This is a genomic window from Enterobacter sp. MGH 37, assembly GCF_000534515.1.
In the GTDB taxonomy this organism is placed as follows: domain Bacteria; phylum Pseudomonadota; class Gammaproteobacteria; order Enterobacterales; family Enterobacteriaceae; genus Enterobacter; species Enterobacter kobei.
Genome location: NZ_KI973205.1, coordinates 932,766 through 950,890, shown reverse-complemented (window position 1 = coordinate 950,890; position 18,125 = coordinate 932,766). Strand labels below are relative to the sequence as shown.

At 53.3% G+C, this 18,125-nt stretch carries 23 protein-coding genes; 13 read left to right on the top strand and 10 right to left on the bottom strand.

Annotated features, from left to right (window positions below; genetic code table 11):
* Nucleotides 1–19: 19 nt before the first annotated feature.
* Both L383_RS19150 and L383_RS19155 read left to right on the top strand, forming a co-directional pair.
* A complete protein-coding gene (locus tag L383_RS19150; protein ID WP_014883442.1) occupies nucleotides 20–1,303 on the top strand; it encodes a YeaH/YhbH family protein in 1,284 nt (427 codons plus the stop codon).
* Between the two features lie 99 nt (nucleotides 1,304–1,402).
* Nucleotides 1,403–1,903: a YbaK/prolyl-tRNA synthetase associated domain-containing protein gene (locus tag L383_RS19155; RefSeq protein WP_023332738.1), complete on the top strand. Its 501-nt coding sequence runs from the start codon at nucleotides 1,403–1,405 to the stop codon at nucleotides 1,901–1,903.
* Between the two features lie 16 nt (nucleotides 1,904–1,919).
* Here L383_RS19155 and yoaI read toward each other — a convergent pair whose 3' ends face one another.
* A complete protein-coding gene (gene yoaI / locus L383_RS25815) occupies nucleotides 1,920–2,024 on the bottom strand; it encodes a small membrane protein YoaI (protein ID WP_023332737.1) in 105 nt (34 codons plus the stop codon).
* 144 nt (nucleotides 2,025–2,168) lie between these two features.
* Here yoaI and L383_RS19160 point away from each other — a divergent pair, with 144 nt between their 5' ends.
* Nucleotides 2,169–2,615 carry a DUF441 domain-containing protein gene (locus L383_RS19160; RefSeq protein ID WP_023332736.1) on the top strand — a complete coding sequence of 149 codons (447 nt, stop codon included), beginning with the start codon at nucleotides 2,169–2,171 and terminating at the stop codon, nucleotides 2,613–2,615.
* On the opposite strand, the gene L383_RS19165 is transcribed toward L383_RS19160, so the two are convergent.
* A complete protein-coding gene (locus L383_RS19165; protein ID WP_023332735.1) occupies nucleotides 2,599–3,390 on the bottom strand; it encodes an AraC family transcriptional regulator in 792 nt (263 codons plus the stop codon). The genes L383_RS19160 and L383_RS19165 overlap by 17 nt on opposite strands.
* A 99-nt stretch (nucleotides 3,391–3,489) precedes the next feature.
* On the opposite strand from L383_RS19165, the gene L383_RS19170 reads away from it, so the two are divergent.
* Complete coding sequence (locus tag L383_RS19170) at nucleotides 3,490–4,677, top strand: CynX/NimT family MFS transporter (protein ID WP_023332734.1); 1,188 nt, start codon at nucleotides 3,490–3,492, stop codon at nucleotides 4,675–4,677.
* A 32-nt stretch (nucleotides 4,678–4,709) separates the two neighbouring features.
* On the opposite strand, the gene L383_RS19175 is transcribed toward L383_RS19170, so the two are convergent.
* Complete coding sequence (locus L383_RS19175) at nucleotides 4,710–5,417, bottom strand: CTP synthase C-terminal region-related (seleno)protein (RefSeq protein ID WP_023332733.1); 708 nt, start codon at nucleotides 5,415–5,417, stop codon at nucleotides 4,710–4,712.
* A gap of 101 nt (nucleotides 5,418–5,518) precedes the next feature.
* On the opposite strand from L383_RS19175, the gene L383_RS19180 reads away from it, so the two are divergent.
* Nucleotides 5,519–5,863 (top strand): DUF488 domain-containing protein, encoded by a 345-nt coding sequence (locus tag L383_RS19180; RefSeq protein ID WP_023332732.1) that lies wholly within the window; start codon nucleotides 5,519–5,521, stop codon nucleotides 5,861–5,863.
* On the opposite strand, the gene L383_RS19185 is transcribed toward L383_RS19180, so the two are convergent.
* Both L383_RS19185 and L383_RS19190 read right to left on the bottom strand, forming a co-directional pair.
* Entirely contained in the window at nucleotides 5,864–6,169 is a 306-nt protein-coding gene (locus L383_RS19185) for a nuclear transport factor 2 family protein (protein WP_023332731.1), read from the bottom strand.
* Between the two features lie 80 nt (nucleotides 6,170–6,249).
* A complete protein-coding gene (locus tag L383_RS19190) occupies nucleotides 6,250–6,504 on the bottom strand; it encodes a putative hemolysin (protein ID WP_023332730.1) in 255 nt (84 codons plus the stop codon).
* Nucleotides 6,505–6,667: 163 nt separating this feature from the next.
* Here L383_RS19190 and L383_RS19195 point away from each other — a divergent pair, with 163 nt between their 5' ends.
* Nucleotides 6,668–7,687: a sensor domain-containing diguanylate cyclase gene (locus L383_RS19195; RefSeq protein WP_032629199.1), complete on the top strand. Its 1,020-nt coding sequence runs from the start codon at nucleotides 6,668–6,670 to the stop codon at nucleotides 7,685–7,687.
* A 43-nt stretch (nucleotides 7,688–7,730) separates the two neighbouring features.
* Nucleotides 7,731–7,829 carry a YoaK family small membrane protein gene (locus tag L383_RS25810; protein ID WP_014883431.1) on the top strand — a complete coding sequence of 33 codons (99 nt, stop codon included), beginning with the start codon at nucleotides 7,731–7,733 and terminating at the stop codon, nucleotides 7,827–7,829.
* Nucleotides 7,830–7,956: 127 nt separating this feature from the next.
* On the opposite strand, the gene L383_RS19200 is transcribed toward L383_RS25810, so the two are convergent.
* Nucleotides 7,957–8,205 (bottom strand): GlsB/YeaQ/YmgE family stress response membrane protein, encoded by a 249-nt coding sequence (locus L383_RS19200; protein ID WP_008500746.1) that lies wholly within the window; start codon nucleotides 8,203–8,205, stop codon nucleotides 7,957–7,959.
* A gap of 280 nt (nucleotides 8,206–8,485) precedes the next feature.
* Complete coding sequence (locus L383_RS19205; RefSeq protein ID WP_230678191.1) at nucleotides 8,486–9,970, bottom strand: sensor domain-containing diguanylate cyclase; 1,485 nt, start codon at nucleotides 9,968–9,970, stop codon at nucleotides 8,486–8,488.
* 192 nt (nucleotides 9,971–10,162) lie between these two features.
* Here L383_RS19205 and L383_RS19210 point away from each other — a divergent pair, with 192 nt between their 5' ends.
* A complete protein-coding gene (locus L383_RS19210) occupies nucleotides 10,163–11,662 on the top strand; it encodes an EAL domain-containing protein (RefSeq protein ID WP_023332727.1) in 1,500 nt (499 codons plus the stop codon).
* Between the two features lies 1 nt (nucleotide 11,663).
* Here the strand turns inward: L383_RS19210 and L383_RS19215 are convergent, their stop codons facing one another.
* The 3 genes from L383_RS19215 to icd form a co-directional block, all read right to left on the bottom strand.
* On the bottom strand, nucleotides 11,664–11,909 hold the full coding sequence (locus tag L383_RS19215; protein WP_014883428.1) for a DUF2543 family protein: 246 nt from the start codon (nucleotides 11,907–11,909) through the stop codon (nucleotides 11,664–11,666).
* Nucleotides 11,910–11,978: 69 nt separating this feature from the next.
* Entirely contained in the window at nucleotides 11,979–12,326 is a 348-nt protein-coding gene (locus L383_RS19220) for a DUF1304 domain-containing protein (RefSeq protein WP_023332726.1), read from the bottom strand.
* A gap of 77 nt (nucleotides 12,327–12,403) precedes the next feature.
* On the bottom strand, nucleotides 12,404–13,654 hold the full coding sequence (gene icd / locus L383_RS19225) for an NADP-dependent isocitrate dehydrogenase (protein WP_014883426.1): 1,251 nt from the start codon (nucleotides 13,652–13,654) through the stop codon (nucleotides 12,404–12,406).
* A gap of 117 nt (nucleotides 13,655–13,771) precedes the next feature.
* Between icd and rluE the strand changes: the two genes are divergently transcribed.
* From rluE to purB, 5 genes are read left to right on the top strand one after another with little or no spacing between them, the layout of a single operon-like run.
* Nucleotides 13,772–14,425, top strand: coding sequence for a 23S rRNA pseudouridine(2457) synthase RluE (rluE, locus tag L383_RS19230; RefSeq protein WP_014883425.1), 654 nt, complete (start codon nucleotides 13,772–13,774; stop codon nucleotides 14,423–14,425).
* A gap of 9 nt (nucleotides 14,426–14,434) precedes the next feature.
* Entirely contained in the window at nucleotides 14,435–14,908 is a 474-nt protein-coding gene (locus L383_RS19235; RefSeq protein WP_023332725.1) for an NUDIX hydrolase, read from the top strand.
* Nucleotides 14,909–14,948: 40 nt separating this feature from the next.
* A complete protein-coding gene (mnmA, locus tag L383_RS19240; RefSeq protein ID WP_014883423.1) occupies nucleotides 14,949–16,061 on the top strand; it encodes a tRNA 2-thiouridine(34) synthase MnmA in 1,113 nt (370 codons plus the stop codon).
* 26 nt (nucleotides 16,062–16,087) lie between these two features.
* Nucleotides 16,088–16,717, top strand: coding sequence for a high frequency lysogenization protein HflD (hflD, locus tag L383_RS19245; protein WP_014883422.1), 630 nt, complete (start codon nucleotides 16,088–16,090; stop codon nucleotides 16,715–16,717).
* 19 nt (nucleotides 16,718–16,736) lie between these two features.
* A complete protein-coding gene (purB, locus tag L383_RS19250; RefSeq protein ID WP_014883421.1) occupies nucleotides 16,737–18,107 on the top strand; it encodes an adenylosuccinate lyase in 1,371 nt (456 codons plus the stop codon).
* The last annotated feature ends 18 nt before the right edge of the window (nucleotides 18,108–18,125 follow it).

Genomic DNA, 18,125 nt, shown 5'->3' with positions numbered 1-18,125 from the left:
AATGCAGTACGGGGGGTATATGACCTGGTTTATTGACCGGCGTCTTAACGGCAAAAACAAGAGCACGGTGAACCGCCAGCGCTTCTTACGCCGTTACAAAGCGCAAATTAAACAGTCGATCTCCGAGGCCATCAACAAACGCTCGGTGACCGACGTCGACAGCGGCGAGTCTGTTTCCATCCCCACCGATGACATCAGCGAACCGATGTTTCATCAGGGGCGAGGCGGTCTGCGCCATCGCGTACACCCAGGTAATGACCACTTCGTTCAGAACGACAGAATTGAGCGTCCTCAGGGCGGCGGCGGTGGTTCAGGAAGCGGTCAGGGACAGGCCAGCCAGGACGGTGAAGGTCAGGATGAGTTCGTTTTCCAGATTTCAAAAGATGAATACCTCGACCTGCTGTTTGAGGACCTGGCGCTGCCGAATCTGAAAAAGAATCAGCATCGTCAGCTTAACGAGTACAAAACCCATCGCGCGGGCTATACCGCCAACGGCGTCCCCGCCAACATCAGCGTCGTGCGTTCGTTGCAGAATTCGCTGGCGCGGCGCACGGCCATGACGGCAGGCAAACGTCGTGAACTGCGCGAACTTGAGAGTAGCCTGAAGGTCGTGGAAAACACGGAGCCGGCGCAACTGCTGGAAGAGGAGCGCCTGCGCAAAGAGATTGCCGAGCTAAGAGCGAAGATCGATCGCGTTCCGTTTATCGACACGTTCGACCTGCGTTACAAGAATTATGAAAAACGCCCAGAGCCCTCAAGCCAGGCAGTGATGTTCTGTCTGATGGACGTCTCCGGCTCCATGGACCAGGCCACCAAGGATATGGCGAAGCGTTTTTATATCCTGCTCTACCTGTTCCTGAGCAGAACCTATAAGAACGTGGAAGTGGTCTATATTCGCCACCATACGCAGGCTAAAGAGGTCGACGAGCATGAGTTCTTCTACTCGCAGGAGACAGGCGGCACCATCGTCTCCAGCGCGCTGAAGCTGATGGATGAAGTCGTGAAAGAGCGTTACGACCCGGCGCAATGGAATATCTATGCCGCGCAGGCGTCCGATGGTGATAACTGGGCCGACGACTCACCGCTGTGTCACGACATCCTGGCGAAGAAAATTCTGCCGGTGGTGCGTTACTACAGCTATATCGAAATTACCCGTCGCGCGCATCAGACCCTGTGGCGGGAGTATGAACATCTGCAATCGATGTTTGATAATTTTGCCATGCAACATATCCGTGACCAGGATGATATTTATCCGGTGTTCAGGGAGCTCTTCCACAAGCAGTCTGCTAACAGCAACGCATAATCTCACAGCCAGCGAACGCGCTGGCTGTTTTCTTTCGACGCCGTTCTTCTCGTGCTAATGTAGCCATCTGCATACTGGATTATCACCGGGAAAATCGCGATGACTGACGACGTTATGGGGACAGGAACCCACCAGCAACTGATAACCTTACTCACCGGCCAAGGCGCGCGTTTTCGCGTTATGGAGCACGAGGCGGTCGGGAAATGTGAAGCGGTAAGTGAAATACGCGGGACCGATCTGCGTCAGGGAGCAAAAGCCCTGGTCTGCAAAGTGAAGGGAAACGGTGTTAAAAAGCATGTTCTGGCGATCCTGGCCGCCGATCTGCAGGCCGACCTGAGCCGGCTTGCCAGCCATTTCGGCGGGCTTAAAGCCTCCCTCGCCAGCCCGGCCGAGGTAAGTACCCTTACCGCCTGCGTATTCGGCGCTATTCCGCCTTTTAGTTTCCACCCCGATCTGACGCTGGTCGCCGACCCGCTGCTGTTCGAGCGTTTCGACGAAATCGCGTTTAACGCCGGCCTGCTGGAAAAATCCGTGATCATGGATACCCAGGATTACCTGCGCATCGCCCGTCCTGAGCTTGTGACTTTCCATAAAGTCTAACCGTGAAGGCTGACTGTCAGCCTTTTCTCTCCAGCAACAATACGGAAGCGACGAGAATCGCGGCAATGGCGAAAAACGATGAGGAGATAATCAGCGTTTCAACAAACATGTGATCGTTCATGATAGCGACCCCTTTGCGATATCTGCCTTCGTTTTAAACCGCGTAAATGACAAGGTTATGACAGCGGTAAAATCTTTTTAAAACTGTTCTCCGCCCTTTTTCCGCGTACAGTAAGCAGGACGATTATTTTGGCAAGGATTCCCTATGTTTGACCCTACTCTGCTCATTCTCCTGGCACTCGCCGCGCTGGGTTTTATCAGCCATAACACCACCGTCGCCATCTCGATTCTGGTGCTGATTATCGTGCGCGTCACGCCGTTAAATACCTTTTTCCCGTGGATAGAAAAGCAAGGCCTCACCATCGGGATAATCATTTTAACCATCGGGGTGATGGCGCCCATCGCCAGCGGTACGCTTCCCGCCTCAACGCTGCTGCACTCGTTTGTCAACTGGAAATCGCTGGTGGCTATCGCGGTAGGTGTATTTGTCTCATGGCTCGGTGGGCGCGGCGTTACGCTGATGAGCAGCCAGCCTTCACTGGTTGCGGGTCTGCTGGTGGGCACGGTGCTGGGCGTAGCGCTCTTTCGCGGCGTGCCGGTGGGCCCGCTGATTGCAGCCGGGCTGGTCTCCCTGTTTATCGGGAAGTCGTAGTCAGGCTGGCCATGTAACGCGCCGGCGTCTGACCCAGCCCCTTCTTAAACATGGTAATAAACGCGGTGGTCGAGTCATAACCCAGTGACTGCGCCACCTGCTGTACCGATTTCCCGCCTATCAAATGCTGTAACGCCACAATAAGCTGCAGCTGGTGACGCCAGCGACGAAAGCTTAATCCGGTCTCTTTTACCACCAGTCGCGCCAGGTTGCGTTCGCTCATGGCGAAGTGGCTTGCCCATTGTGCCAGCGTCTGCCAGGCCGCGGGCTCTTCAGCCATCTTCTCGCTCATCAGCCGGATTTTTGGATGGGGCGAGACGGGTAACTGTAAATGCTCCTGACGCTGGAGCGGCAGTTCATCAAACAGGACATCGACCAGTCGGGATGTGGCCGCAAGCTGAAGCTGTGCCTGCGATTTTTCTGCCAGAGATAAAATGAGCTCCCGCACCAGAGGTGACATTTTCAGCGTACAACAGCGGTCGGGCAGACTGGCGGCGCCGGGCTCAATGAACAAAAAGCAGAGCTGCGCCCCCGGCGTGGCCCTGTTACTGTGCGGCATCTGCCCGGGGATCCAGACCGCGTACTGGGGCGGTACCATCAACATGGCATTTTCCACTTCACAGGTAATCGCGCCGCCAAGCGCCAGAATCAGCTGTCCCTTGCGGTGATGATGCAGGGGTATATATTGTTCCTCCGCCACCACACGGATGCGAAAGGCGACGGCCGCATCATGCTGGCTATCAGGATCGTAGCCGTCCAGTCCCAGTCCAATCATCATGTTGTCCGATTTTAGCGATAAACTGTCATTTTAGCCTGATTTCAACCGCCGGGAAAATCGGTATTGTGTGCGCTCGCTTGAACGTATGAGAACATAATGACTACTGCTATTCGCACCTCAGGAAAACACGGCGCGCTGTTGATTGCAGGCATCCTGATGATCGCCACCACGCTTCGCGTCACCTTTACCGGCGCAGCCCCGCTGCTGGATACCCTTCGCCTTGATTATGGCTTAAGCACGGCGCAAACCGGTCTGCTGACCACCCTGCCCCTGTTGGCTTTTGCCCTGATCTCCCCGCTCGCCGCAGGTCTGGCCCGACGTATTGGCATGGAGCGTAGCCTGTTTATCGCCCTCTTGCTGATTTGCGCCGGGATAGCCGTTCGCTCCCTGCCTTCCGCTGCCCTGCTTTTCATCGGCACGGCAGTGATTGGCTGCGGGATCGCGCTTGGGAACGTGCTGTTACCGGGTTTAATTAAACGTGACTTTCCGGGCCAGGTGGCGAAACTCACCGGTGCCTATTCCCTGACGATGGGGGCAGCCGCCGCGTTAGGCTCGGCGCTAATCGTGCCGCTGGCCCAGGGTCATGCGGGCTGGCAGGGCGCGCTGCTGATGCTTATGGTGTTTCCGCTGCTCGCCTTGCTGCTCTGGCTGCCGCAGTGGCGTCAGAAACATGTTGCGACGGTAACAGGCGCAGGCGCGTTACATAACCGCGCAATCTGGCGTTCTGCTCTCGCCTGGCAGGTGACGCTCTTTCTGGGGATTAACTCTCTTATCTATTACGTCATCATCGGCTGGCTGCCGGCGATACTGCTTAGCCACGGCTACAGCGAGGCACAGGCAGGTTCGGTGCATGGTCTTTTACAGCTGGCGACAGCCGTGCCGGGACTTGCCGTTCCGCTGCTCCTCCATCGGCTGAAAGATCAGCGGACAATCGCCGGTGCAGTGGCGCTGATGTGCGCAGTAAGCGCAGCGGGATTGTGGTTTATGCCGGATATGGCGGTGATGTGGACGCTGGTGTTTGGCTTTGGCTCCGGGGCAACGATGATCCTCGGCCTGACGTTCATCGGTCTGCGCGCGAGCTCTGCGCATCAGGCGGCGGCATTGTCCGGTATGGCACAGTCTATCGGCTATCTGCTCGCTGCCTGCGGACCGCCGCTGATGGGTAAAATCCACGATTCGGTAGGAGACTGGCGCATCCCCCTTCTCGCCTGTGCGCTGGCCGCGATCGTCATGGCCGTCTGCGGGATACTTGCCGGGCGCGACCGGGAAATCGCGCCCCGCTAAACACGAAGGCAGACCATCGGGTCTGCCCTGTTTTAGCCCCGCGCCGCGCGAAGCATTGCCTGTACGAGAACCACCGGACGTCCTTCCAGCGCAGCACGCTCGTGCTGGAACAAAGTGATCACAAAGAACGGGTGGGTTATCAGCTCCGCCGCACGGATTTCCCCCTGTTCGTCCCAGCCCGTCACGCGCATATCACCGCTCTCCAGCGCCTGAGCAAATTCCGGCGACACACCATAGTTGCAGTGATATCCCTCTTCAATTTCGGGTTTGCCGTAGGCTTTGGCGATCAGCGTATTGCTGCGCAGTTCAATGGCATCGGATATTTCCACCAGCGAGCAGGTCAGCGGCGCGATCACCATAGTGCCTTCGGTATCCGTCTCAGCATGTGCCGCATCGTGCCAGCCCAGCACGTTACGGGCATACTCAATCAGCGCATGCTGGAACCCACCGCAGGTCCCCAGGAACGGAATACTGTTTTCACGGGCGTAGCGTGCGGCGATAAAGGCGGCCTCTGTGTTTTTATAGGGGCTCGCAGGAACCAGCCAGATGGCATCGTAGCCCACCAGATCCTCAGAACTGGTTAATTCCGGGGTAGCAAGCCAGTCGTAATCGGCGGTGAGGTCAAGAACGGCCGCAGCATCGTCAATGGCCAGCGGGATCGCCTTGTGTGCAATAACATCAGGATTGTAATCGCCAACCAGCGCAATGCGGAGCGTCGTTTTAACCGGGAGGTGTTCCATGAAAGGTTCCTTATGCCAGAGTATTATCAGATAACATAAGGAACCTCAGACTACCGATCTTCTGCAATTATCACAATACCTTAAATTGGGAGGGTGGAATTATGATTCAGTGCAAACGCGTCTATGAGCAGGCAAGCCCGGACGATGGCTATCGGGTGCTGGTGGACAGACTCTGGCCGCGCGGGGTTAAAAAAACGGACCTCGCCCATGACGAATGGTGTAAAACACTCACGCCATCGAACGCATTACGTCAGGAGTATCATAGCGAAGCTATTGATTTTGCGACTTTCAGTAAAGCCTATCAGGAAGAACTGGCGCAGCATAAGGACGAGGGAAGGCGTCTTGCGGCGCTGGCACAAAAGCAGACTCTCACCCTCCTCTATGGCGCGAAAAACACGGAACAGAATCACGCCCTGGTTTTAGCCGACTGGCTACGCCATTTGTGATCAGCTGATTGTCAGCTCATCCAGCATTTGCGGGGCTTGATCAGGGGTGAGCGGCATCAGATGTTCGGCGCGAACAAACGCAAAGCCGTGCTGATTGTCAAAGGCGTAGACGTCTCCGGTGACCAGCCAAAGCGCGCGGTCCGCACTTGCGGGTAATTGCGTCATCACGCCGTTAACCGGGTTTACAAAACGCAGGCCAGGCTGGCAAAGACCAAACAACTCAACAGATTTACCAATATTGCGACGGCCAGACGCCGTGCGGGCACCGATGATCATCGCCATGCTGCCCGGTTTAAGCTGAAACATACTTCTCTCGCGGTAACAGTAGCCACATACTGGCTAAGAATAATCCTAAAGAGAAGTGTATCGCAGCACCTGCCCTTCTGTCACCTGGTGGGTTGCGGATGATCGCGACGATAGAGCGTCCATTCGTCGATCACTTCACCACCCGGCAGCTTGCACTCGGTACGAACACCCTGCGGGCTTTGAATCGGGATCTGTTCCCCGCCCTTTTCCAGACAGTAAACGGAAGCCGGGTTCGCCATACCTACGGCCTGTGGCGGTTTGGGCGCATCGGGTGGGGTTGTTTTTGCGGTACAGGCGGCCAGGGGAAGCGTCAGCGCCAGAAGCAGAAATCTCATCGCATCGATCCTTGTGACATCATCTTTGCCTAAGGGTAACGGCTCAGCGCCGCTTTCTCCATATATAAAATTTTCCGCATTCATGTTTTACTATGCCTGAAGCCTAAGAATTCAGCATAACATGCAGATGCAGACGTCTTCTGCCTGGGAGTCTTTCTACGTCATGTCGGATATTATCCTTGCCCGTGTTTCAGAAACCCTCGTTACTGAGCAATCCCTTGAAAGTCTCGTTCGTCAGCTGCTGGAGATGCTGGAAATCGTCACCGATATGGAGTCGACTTACCTGACGAAGGTGGATATCCAGGCGCGGCTGCAGCATATCCTTTATGCCCGAAACAGTAAGCAGATGACGATCCCGGAGGGGCTGAGCGTGCCCTGGGATGAGACGCTGTGTAAGCGCGCGCTGGATAGCGACACCATCTTCAGTAACGATGTCCCCGAGCGCTGGCCGGAGTGCGAAGCGGCGAAAGCTCTCGGTATTACCACTTACATGAGCATTCCGGTTCATCTCGCCGATGGCTCGCTTTACGGTACGCTTTGCGCCACCAGCACGGCTAAAAAGCCGCTCAGCGAGCGCGGTGAACAGATATTAAAATTATTCGCCGGGTTGATTGGTCAGTACATTCAGAAAGAATCTCTGGTGAACCAGCTTCGGGAAGCCAACGCGGCGCTCATCGCACACTCTTATACCGATGCCCTTACCGGCCTGCCCAACCGTCGCGCCATCTTTGAGGATCTGACTACTCTGTTTTCCCTGGCTCGACACCTGAAACGTAACGCCATCATTGCGTTTATCGACCTGGACGATTTTAAATTGATTAACGATCGGTATGGGCATGAAGCAGGCGACCAGTTCCTGATTGAAGTGGGCAAGCGTTTGACCGCAGAAAAACAGCAGGACGATATCATTGGTCGGCTGGGCGGCGATGAATTTCTGGTGGCCTCTCTGAGTCATGTCGACAATGAGGAGCACATGAATCAGCTTAAAGCGCGCTTCAGCGCCCGCATTGCAGGGGAATACTGGCTGGGTAACATTAACCTTATTTATCCGGGAGCCAGCCTCGGCGTCATCGAAGTGGACCCAGACGTAACCGATCCAGACAGCGCATTACGTGCTGCTGATGTGGCGATGTATCAGGATAAGAAAGGAAAAAGCAAAACACGCTTTCTCGCGATGGATTAACCCCGTACACTCTACGGCGTTATAAAAAGAAAAAGGTGATGATATGAGAATAGGGATCCTCTTCCCTGTCGTTATTTTTATAACGGCGGTCGTGTTTCTGGCGTGGTTTTTTGTCGGTGGTTACGCTGCACCGGGGGCATAAATGAGAAAAACCACGCTCATTATGTTAATCATCGCCATTGTGGCCTTTGCTGGCACGCAGCTTGGCTGGTGGTGAACCCGTGATGTAAAAAGGCCGCCATCCGGCAGCCTTTTTTAACGCTTCAGTTTTAGCTTTTGATCTTTCTGTAGATAAACAGCACAACCAGCGCGCCGATCACCGCAACCGCAAAGCTGCCGAAGTTAAAGCCATCTACTTTCCCGAAGCCGAACAGCGTACTGATCCAGCCGCCGACTACCGCGCCGACAATACCCAGTATTACGGTGACGATAAACCCACCGCCATCTTTGCCCGGCATGATCCACTTCGCCAGAATACCCGCAATAAGCCCAAAGATAATCCAGGATAAAATTCCCATAACTTTCCTCTCTGTATGGTTTTTGTCATTAAATCAACGACACAAAAAAGGATAGCACAGGATTTGAGAAAGGAAGTTTGTGATAAGCCTCACACTGACCGGATGCGCATTTTGCCATCAAAATGCCCTTCCCCAGGAAATGTGGGGTTGCATCTTTTGTTGAGAAAGATTATCTTTCTCAACACTGAATAGTTGAGAGAAATACTCAGGTATTCAGTACGACATTGCTCACATTGCTTCCAGTATTTCTTGCCCACGCTTTCGTGGGCTTTTTTTTGGGTTATACCCCAACAAAAGCGTGCCGGTTACGGCCTCCGCGTTTTGCCTGATAGAGCGCCTGGTCCGCGGCAATAATAATATTCTGCTGACTGCCCGCGATGTCGACAGCACGCGCAGTAGATATGCCTACACTCACCGTGACCCGCCCGAAAGGACTGAACGCGTGTTCAATGTGGAGAGAGAAGACATTGCGAATAATCGTCTGTGCAAGGCGGAGCGCCTCCTGGATATCCGATTCAGGCAATATCAATGCAAACTCCTCCCCGCCATATCGCGCCACAAGCTGGTTGTCGCGAGTGAGGCTTTCCCTGAGGCAGTTTCCCAGTAATGCCAGACACCTGTCCCCTTCCGGGTGACCATAGTTATCGTTGTACTTTTTGAAGTAGTCCACATCCACGAGGAGGAGCGAAATCGGCGCGTCCTCTGCCGCGCACATCGCAATGTCGGAGAGAATTTTTTCATCGAAAATACGTCGGTTATAAAGCCCGGTCAGGGCATCCTCCGAGGCAATAATCTTTAGCGCTTTGTTATCCCGTGTTTTTCTGGATAAGTCGGAATACAGGAAATAAGACGCCACGATGAGTATCGCGGTAAAAACGAAAATAAGTAAGGCAAGCTGAATCGCCTGCTTGCGCCAGGGAGAAAGGGCTTCATCCGCGCTGACCGCCACCGTCGTGACCAGTCCGTAGCGGCTGTTTTTCTCATAGGCATAAATGCGTTCGATTTTATCAAACCGGGAAACGGAGCTGGCTATCCCTGTATTTTGTACTTTCAGGTATTTCCTGAAGAGAGGGGAATCGGAAAAAATCGTACCGATATAGGTATTCTTAAAGGGGTAGCGAATCAGTAAAACGCCTGTTTGTGTCGTTAAGCCAATAACGCCTGCGTGTCCGATATTGATCTGTCCATAAAGGGCCAGAAAATTTTCGATACCCAGGGTCACTACCACGACGCCGTTAAATGCCCCCGTGTGAGTCTCAAGGCGTCGGCTAATGGTAATAACCCATTTACCATTGGTTCTGCTTATCACTGGCTCGCCAATAAATATCTGCTGGCTTTTATTTTCCTTGTGATAGACAAAGAATGACCGGTCCGCGCCTTTACGGGGACCTGCAAAATTTTCATGCAAGGCGGTGAAGATATCCCCATGCGCATCATAGACAACCACATTATTAATCTGGGTAAGAAGGTTATCCTGATTGCTTATCATTCGCTGAATATTGGTCGCCTGTTGCGGGGTCATGCCATAAATTTCAAGGGTGTCGGAAACGGTGGTAATCAACATTTCACTTTGGCGTATGATCCCTTCTGTATAGACATTCAGGGTATGGCTCAGGTTGGCAACGCTGGTATTGATCTGCTGGATTGACTGCTGTCGGGAGGTTGCAATCTGCACGGCAAGCGACAATGAAATGATCAACGAGACAATGATGACGGTAATGGTTGTTGTGTAAAAAGTATTTTTGACATGCACGAGCTTTTCCACCTTATCACGCCTGACATCCCTGGCTGACAACTCTTGTCACTGTAACAAAGCTCAGGTTAAGAGGAAAATGAATTGCACTTAAGCATAGTTCATCCGCCTGGATTAGGCTGACTACCCATATTATCAGGCTTGTAGCAAGCCCAGCCTGTGATAAGATTTGAAAAATCAGGGAGCGGACAAGGTATCTGGAAAATGAAAAAGATCGTTGCCGTTACTATCGTTTCAGCGTTTCTGGTCTTTCTGTCTCTCTATACGGTCAATGCGGTTATCATGGGCCAGCAGAAAAGCAAACTGCGTGAGATTTCCCAGACCCTTTTACAGTATTCAGAAGGCCTGTCTCAGAGCGTGGCGCAGACACTTAAAGGCCTGACCACTCAGGGATGCGACAAAGCCAGCCTTGATCGCTACAGACAGATTAAGCTCGACAGCCTTTATTTTGCAGACATCGGTTTTATAGAGCAGGGAAAAATAATCTGTACCGCTTTTTGGGGAAAACTCGCTAACCCTGTCCCCCTTCCAGCAGAGCTCCATAAAACACCCAGGGGATTCCTGCTCGCGCAATTTTCCAGAAAAGATTTTTTCACGGGCAATGCGGCCATCTACAATAATCTTATTATCTTCTCCTCCCGCTACGCTTACGATAAATTCACCCCGGTTACCAACAATTACTCACTCATCGCAACCACCAAAGACTTTGCCAGAATATTTTTTTCAGCAACCCATGAGGTAAAAGAACAGGATGGGGTACATTCCACGTTATTTACCCTCACCCTCACACAGTGCAGCACTTCCTGGGATTTGTGCGTCATTGTGAAGCATCACCATGCAGGACTGGCCTCGTTATCTCCCGCGGTGTTTGCCTTTCTCGTGGCTATTTTATGTTTTATCTGGATTGCGATAACGTTATTTTTCTTTCGACTCAATGAAGACCGCTTTTCACTGGAACGGACGTTGGTTAAAGCCGTCTTAACCAACACTATTGGCGTTCACTACCAGCCCATAATTCGCATTCAGGATAGCAAAATAGTGGGCGTGGAGGTTTTATCGAGATGGCGCGACGCAAAACACGGTGACGTCTCGCCGGAATTGTTTATTCCATTAATCCAGAAAATTGGTTTGTATAAAAAATATTATACCCATATTCTTGAGAAATCCCTTAAGGACATCGCACCGCTGGTGCTTAAGCATCAACTGGTCGTTTCGCTCAATGTTGGTCGAACGGAAATTGAAGATGGACAATTTATCAGCATTTTGCGCTGTGGATGTTTAGCCAACAACATTCCGCTGTCTCTGGTAAAAGTCGAACTCTCTGAAAAAGCCGTTTCCACCGCGAATATTCTGGAGGGCTTCTGTCAGAAGTTAAAATCCCTTGGTGTCAGAATATCCATTGATGACTTCGGTGTGCAAAACTCCAACCTGGCCAGGCTTTCGCTTCTTGAATATGATGAGATCAAAATCGACAAGTCGCTGGTCGATGGCATCAGTGAGCATTATAAGCAGAACATTTTTGTGATCTTTAGCGACGCCCTCGCAAAACTGAATAAAACGCTGGTTTTCGAAGGCGTTGAGAACGAAATACAATTCCGCTTTATTGCTGAACGATATCCTGAGGCTCTGGTTCAGGGATGGTATTTTTCAAAATCTGTTTCCCGCCGTGAGCTTGCGAAGCGGCTCCTGGGTCTGGCGCGGTAGGCTATTCATTTCCCCACTGATTAAGGAAGTTCGCAATATCATCAATACGTTCAGCATGAACCCCGGCTTCACGCGCCATCTCTTGCTGAGCTTCCTCATCAATCTCCTCATTATTTGATAACCGCGTGAGCAGCAGCTGGAAATAATGCGCCAATGGGTCCTGCTCTGACTCACTGACAGGCTTTGCGGCTTCCGTCGCGTATTCTTCGACGATGTCATAATACTTCAATGGGATGTCGTTATTCATAACTGTCTAAACCTCTCAGGATGAAGCCACAAGTATATCGGACGACGCACGGTTGACCAACGCGTTGCTTCAGATAAGCAGCGCCAGCAAGGCGGCAAGCGCAGGTAAAGCCTGAACATACAGAATCTTACGGCTGGCGGTCACTGCGCCAAAGAGACCGGCAATCAGCACGCAGGCCAGGAAGAAGATGGCCACATGAACACCCTCTTCACCGAGCCACAGACTCCAGAGCAAACCCGCCGCAAGAAAACCATTGTATAGCCCCTGATTCGCGGCCAGCACGCGGGTTTCACGCGCAAATTCCGGGCTGAGGTTAAACGCCTTATGCCCTGTTCTGGTGTCCCACAGGAACATTTCCAGCACAAGGATGTAAAGATGGATAAATGCAACGACAGCGGTAAGAACAGTGGCTAGCATCGTGTTATTTCCTGCAGGCAGAGGCAAAAAAAACGGGAACCCTCAGGCCCCCGCTCTTGTTTAACCCAGAATCTGGATTACATGTTCGCGATAATCGCGTCGCCAAACTCTGAGCATTTCAGCAGCTTGGCGCCTTCCATCAGACGTTCGAAATCGTAAGTTACGGTTTTCGCGTTGATCGCGCCTTCCATACCTTTCACGATCAGGTCCGCGGCTTCGAACCATTCCATGTGGCGCAGCATCATCTCTGCGGACAGGATGATAGAGCCTGGGTTCACTTTGTCCTGACCTGCATATTTAGGAGCAGTACCGTGGGTCGCCTCGAACAGAGCGCACTCGTCACCGATGTTTGCACCAGGGGCGATACCGATACCGCCAACCTGTGCTGCCAGGGCGTCAGAGATGTAGTCACCGTTCAGGTTCATACAGGCAATCACGTCGTATTCAGCAGGACGCAGCAGGATCTGCTGCAGGAACGCATCGGCGATCACATCTTTAACGATGATCTCTTTACCGGTGTTCGGGTTCTTAATCTTCTGCCACGGGCCACCGTCGATCAGCTCACCGCCGAACTCTTCTTTCGCCAACTGGTAACCCCAGTCTTTGAAAGCACCTTCGGTGAACTTCATGATGTTGCCTTTGTGAACCAGAGTCACAGAGTCACGGTCGTTAGTGATCGCGTATTCGATAGCCGCGCGCACCAGACGTTTAGTCCCTTCTTCGGAGCACGGCTTGATGCCGATACCGCAATGTTCAGGGAAGCGAATTTTCTTCACGCCCATCTCTTCGCGCAGGAATTTAATCACTTTTTCTGCGTCTGCAGAGTCTGCTTTCCACTCGATGCCCGCGTAGATGTCTTCTGAGTTTTCGCGGAAGATAACCATATCGGTCAGTTCAGGGTGCTTAACCGGGCTTGGGGTGCCCTGATAGTAACGCACCGGACGCAGACAGACGTACAGGTCCAGCTCCTGACGCAGTGCCACGTTCAGGGAGCGGATACCGCCGCCGACTGGGGTGGTCAATGGGCCTTTGATAGCAACGCGGTAGTCGCGGATCAGGTCCAGCGTTTCTGCTGGCAGCCAGACGTCCTGGCCATAAACTTGAGTCGATTTCTCACCGGTGTAAATTTCCATCCAGGAAATTTTACGCTCGCCTTTGTAGGCTTTCTCAACAGCGGCATCAACCACTTTCAGCATTGCCGGGGTAACGTCTACACCGATACCGTCACCTTCAATGAACGGGATAATCGGATTGTGAGGAACGTTAATCTTGCCGTTTTGCAGGGTGATCTTTTTACCTTCCGCCGGAACAACTACTTTGCTTTCCATTAACCTCTCCTTCGAGCGCTTCTGGTTGTTACTGATCTTATGTTAATAAATTGTAATGAGCCCTTCGATAGTACCTGAATGTCCTGCGCCATGAAAGGTCTTCGTTATTAGGCTATAATGCGGCAATTGATAACGCCTGAAAATACCATGAAGAAAACTTCTTTTACAAAACACCGGGTTGAGCGATTCAGCTCGCGACAAGCCGCCAGAAGACCGCAAGAAACCCAGCCGAAGCGGGTTATTTTGTTCAATAAACCCTACGATGTTTTGCCGCAGTTCACCGATGAGGCCGGACGCAGCACGCTGAAGGATTACATTCCCGTTCAGGGCGTGTACGCCGCCGGGCGTCTGGACCGGGACAGCGAAGGACTTTTAGTTTTAACCAACGACGGCGCTCTGCAGGCAAAGCTCACACAGCCGGGAAAACGCACGGGCAAAATTTACTTCGTGCAGGTCGAAGGCGAACCGGACGAAGAAACGCTGGAGAAATTACGCCGCGGCGTAACGCTGAACGATGGCCCAACCCTGCCTGCAGGTATTGAACGCGTGAATGAACCGGAGTGGCTATGGCCGCGCAATCCGCCCATCCGCGAACGCAAATCCATTCCGACAAGCTGGCTCAAAATCACCCTTTATGAAGGCCGCAACCGTCAGGTTCGGCGCATGACCGCTCACGTCGGCTTCCCTACTCTGCGTCTGATTCGCTACGCCATGGGCAGCTACACCCTGGAAACGCTGGCAAACGGTGAATGGCGAGACGTTACCGCTTAAGGAGTCACTATGTTTAAACCTCATGTTACGGTCGCCTGCGTGGTCCACGCCCAGGGTAAATTCCTTGTGGTCGAAGAGAGCATTAACGGTAAAGCGCTGTGGAACCAGCCAGCCGGGCACCTTGAAGCCAATGAGACCTTACTGCAGGCAGCAAAACGCGAGCTGTGGGAAGAGACCGGCATACACGCCGAACCCCAGCACTTTATCCGACTGCATCAGTGGATTGCGCCCGATAGCACCCCGTTCCTGCGCTTCTTGTTTGCCGTCGAGCTTAGCGAAATGTGCGCCACAGAGCCGCAGGATAACGATATCGACCGCTGCCTGTGGGTGACTGCCGAGGAGATCCTTAACGCGCCAAACCTGCGCTCGCCGCTGGTTGCGGAAAGCATTCGCTGCTGGCAGTCTGCTGGCCGCTTACCGCTGGAAGTCATCGGCGCATTTAACTGGCCGTTTACAGAGGGTGCCAATGGTGGGGGGGCGTGATAGAATACGCCGCCTTGAAGTTCAATGTCGTGAGTATTCCATGTCAGATAACAGCCAGAAAAAAGTGATCGTCGGCATGTCCGGCGGTGTCGATTCCTCCGTTTCCGCCTACCTGTTACAGCAACAGGGCTATAAGGTGGAGGGCCTGTTCATGAAGAACTGGGAGGAAGATGATGGCGAGGAATACTGCACTGCCGCTGCGGATCTCGCCGATGCGCAGGCCGTGTGCGATAAGCTCGGCATTGAACTGCACACCGTAAACTTTGCTGCAGAATACTGGGATAACGTCTTTGAACTGTTCCTGGAAGAGTACAAAGCGGGGCGCACCCCGAACCCGGATATTCTGTGCAACAAAGAGATCAAATTTAAAGCCTTCCTGGAATTCGCTGCGGAAGATCTGGGCGCAGACTACATTGCGACCGGCCACTACGTGCGTCGTGCAGATGTGAATGGCAAAAGCCAACTGCTGCGCGGTCTGGACGGCAACAAAGATCAGAGCTACTTCCTTTATACCCTGAGCCACGAACAGATCGCCCAGAGCCTGTTCCCGGTTGGCGAGCTGGAAAAGCCGCAGGTACGTAAAATCGCGGAAGAGCTGGACCTGATCACCGCAAAGAAAAAGGACTCTACCGGCATCTGCTTCATCGGTGAGCGCAAATTCCGTGATTTCCTTGGCCGCTACCTGCCTGCACAGCCGGGTAAAATTGTCACCGTTGATGGCGATGAGATCGGCCAGCACCAGGGGCTGATGTACCATACTTTAGGCCAGCGCAAAGGTCTGGGTATCGGTGGAACCAAAGATGGCAGCGAAGATCCGTGGTATGTGGTCGACAAAGATGTCGAAAACAATATTCTGGTTGTCGCCCAGGGGCACGACCATCCGCGTCTGATGTCCGTTGGCCTTATCGCGCAACAGCTGCACTGGGTCGATCGCGAGCCGCTGAAAGGCACGCTGCGCTGCACGGTGAAAACGCGCTACCGTCAGACCGATATTCCTTGCACCGTTACAGCGCTCGATGACGATCGCATTGACGTGCGTTTTGACGAGCCGGTTGCCGCCGTCACCCCGGGTCAGTCTGCTGTCTTCTACAGCGGCGAAATCTGCCTGGGCGGCGGGATCATTGAACAGCGCCTGCCGCTGCCCGCTGTTTAACAGAGCGCACACATAAAGGAGACCATGTGGCGAAGAACTACTACGACATCACCCTGGCGCTGGCAGGAATTTGCCAGTCTGCCCGTCTGGTGCAACAGCTGGCGCATCAGGGTCATTGCGATGCCGATGCCCTGCACGTTTCACTCAACAGCGTTATCGACCTTAACCCCGGTTCAACTCTGGGTGTATTTGGTGGGAGTGAAACTAATCTTCGTCTCGGTCTTGAAACCCTGCTTGGCGTGCTTAACGCCAGTAGTCGTCAAGGGTTAAACGCAGAACTGACCCGCTACACCTTAAGCCTGATGGTACTTGAGCGTAAGTTGAGCGCGGCGAAAGGCGCGCTCAATACCCTGGGCGATCGTATCGGCGGGCTCCAGCGTCAACTCGACCATTTTGATCTGCAATCCGAAACGCTGCTGAGCGCGATGGCCGGTATTTACGTTGATGTCATCAGCCCGCTGGGCCCACGTATTCAGGTCACCGGATCCCCTGCCGTGCTGCAAAGCCCACAGGTGCAGGCAAAAGTACGTGCGTCCCTGCTGGCAGGGATCCGCGCCGCCGTGCTGTGGCATCAGGTTGGCGGTGGCCGTCTGCAGTTAATGTTTTCTCGTAATCGCCTGACCACTCAGGCAAAACAAATTCTTGCTCATTGTTAACCTCCCGGAGTTGCGAATTATGGAATTATCCTCACTGACCGCCGTATCCCCTGTCGATGGACGCTACGGCGATAAAGTCAGCGCGCTGCGCGGGATCTTCAGCGAATATGGTTTGCTGAAGTTCCGTGTTCAGGTTGAAGTACGCTGGCTGCAGAAGCTGGCCGCCCAGGCAGCAATCAAGGAAGTTCCTGCTTTTGACGAAAAGGCAAACGATTACCTTGATAAAATCGTTGCTGAGTTTAGCGAAGAAGATGCCGCGCGCATTAAGACCATTGAACGCACCACCAACCACGACGTGAAAGCGGTTGAGTACTTCCTGAAAGAGAAAGTGGAAAGCGTCCCTGCCCTGCACGCGGTGTCAGAGTTCATTCACTTCGCCTGTACCTCTGAAGATATCAACAACCTGTCTCACGCGCTGATGCTCTCTACCGCGCGTAAAGAGGTTGTGCTGCCTTACTGGCGTAAGATCATCGACGCGGTGAAAGCGCTCTCCGTGGAATACCGCGACATTCCGCTGCTTTCCCGTACTCACGGCCAGCCAGCCACCCCTTCCACCATGGGTAAAGAGATGGCGAACGTGGCGTACCGCATGGAGCGCCAGTACCGCCAACTGGAACAGGTTGAAATTCTTGGAAAAATCAACGGTGCAGTCGGTAACTACAATGCCCACATCGCCGCTTACCCGGAAGTGGACTGGCACCAGTTCAGTGAAGAGTTTGTCACCTCCCTGGGTATTCAGTGGAACCCGTATACCACGCAGATTGAACCGCACGACTATATCGCTGAGCTGTTTGACTGCATCGCGCGCTTCAACACCATTCTGATCGACTTCGATCGTGACGTGTGGGGCTACATTGCGCTGAACCACTTCAAGCAGAAAACCATCGCCGGTGAAATTGGTTCTTCCACCATGCCGCATAAAGTGAACCCAATCGACTTCGAAAACTCCGAAGGCAACCTGGGCCTGGCGAATGCGGTGCTGCAGCATATGGCGAGCAAACTGCCGGTATCCCGCTGGCAGCGTGACCTGACCGATTCCACCGTGCTGCGTAACCTGGGCGTGGGCATTGGCTACGCGCTGATCGCTTACCAGTCCACCCTGAAAGGCGTGAGCAAACTGGAAGTGAATCGCGATCGTCTGCTGGACGAACTGGATCACAACTGGGAAGTGCTGGCGGAGCCGATTCAGACCGTGATGCGTCGCTACGGCATCGAAAAGCCGTATGAAAAACTGAAAGAGCTGACTCGCGGCAAGCGTGTAGATGCTGAAGGCATGAAACAGTTTATTGACGGTCTGGCACTGCCAGAAGAAGAGAAAACGCGCCTGAAAGCCATGACGCCGGCGAACTACATTGGCCGCGCCATTACCATGGTCGACGAGCTGAAGTAACACCCCTTCCCCCCTTTC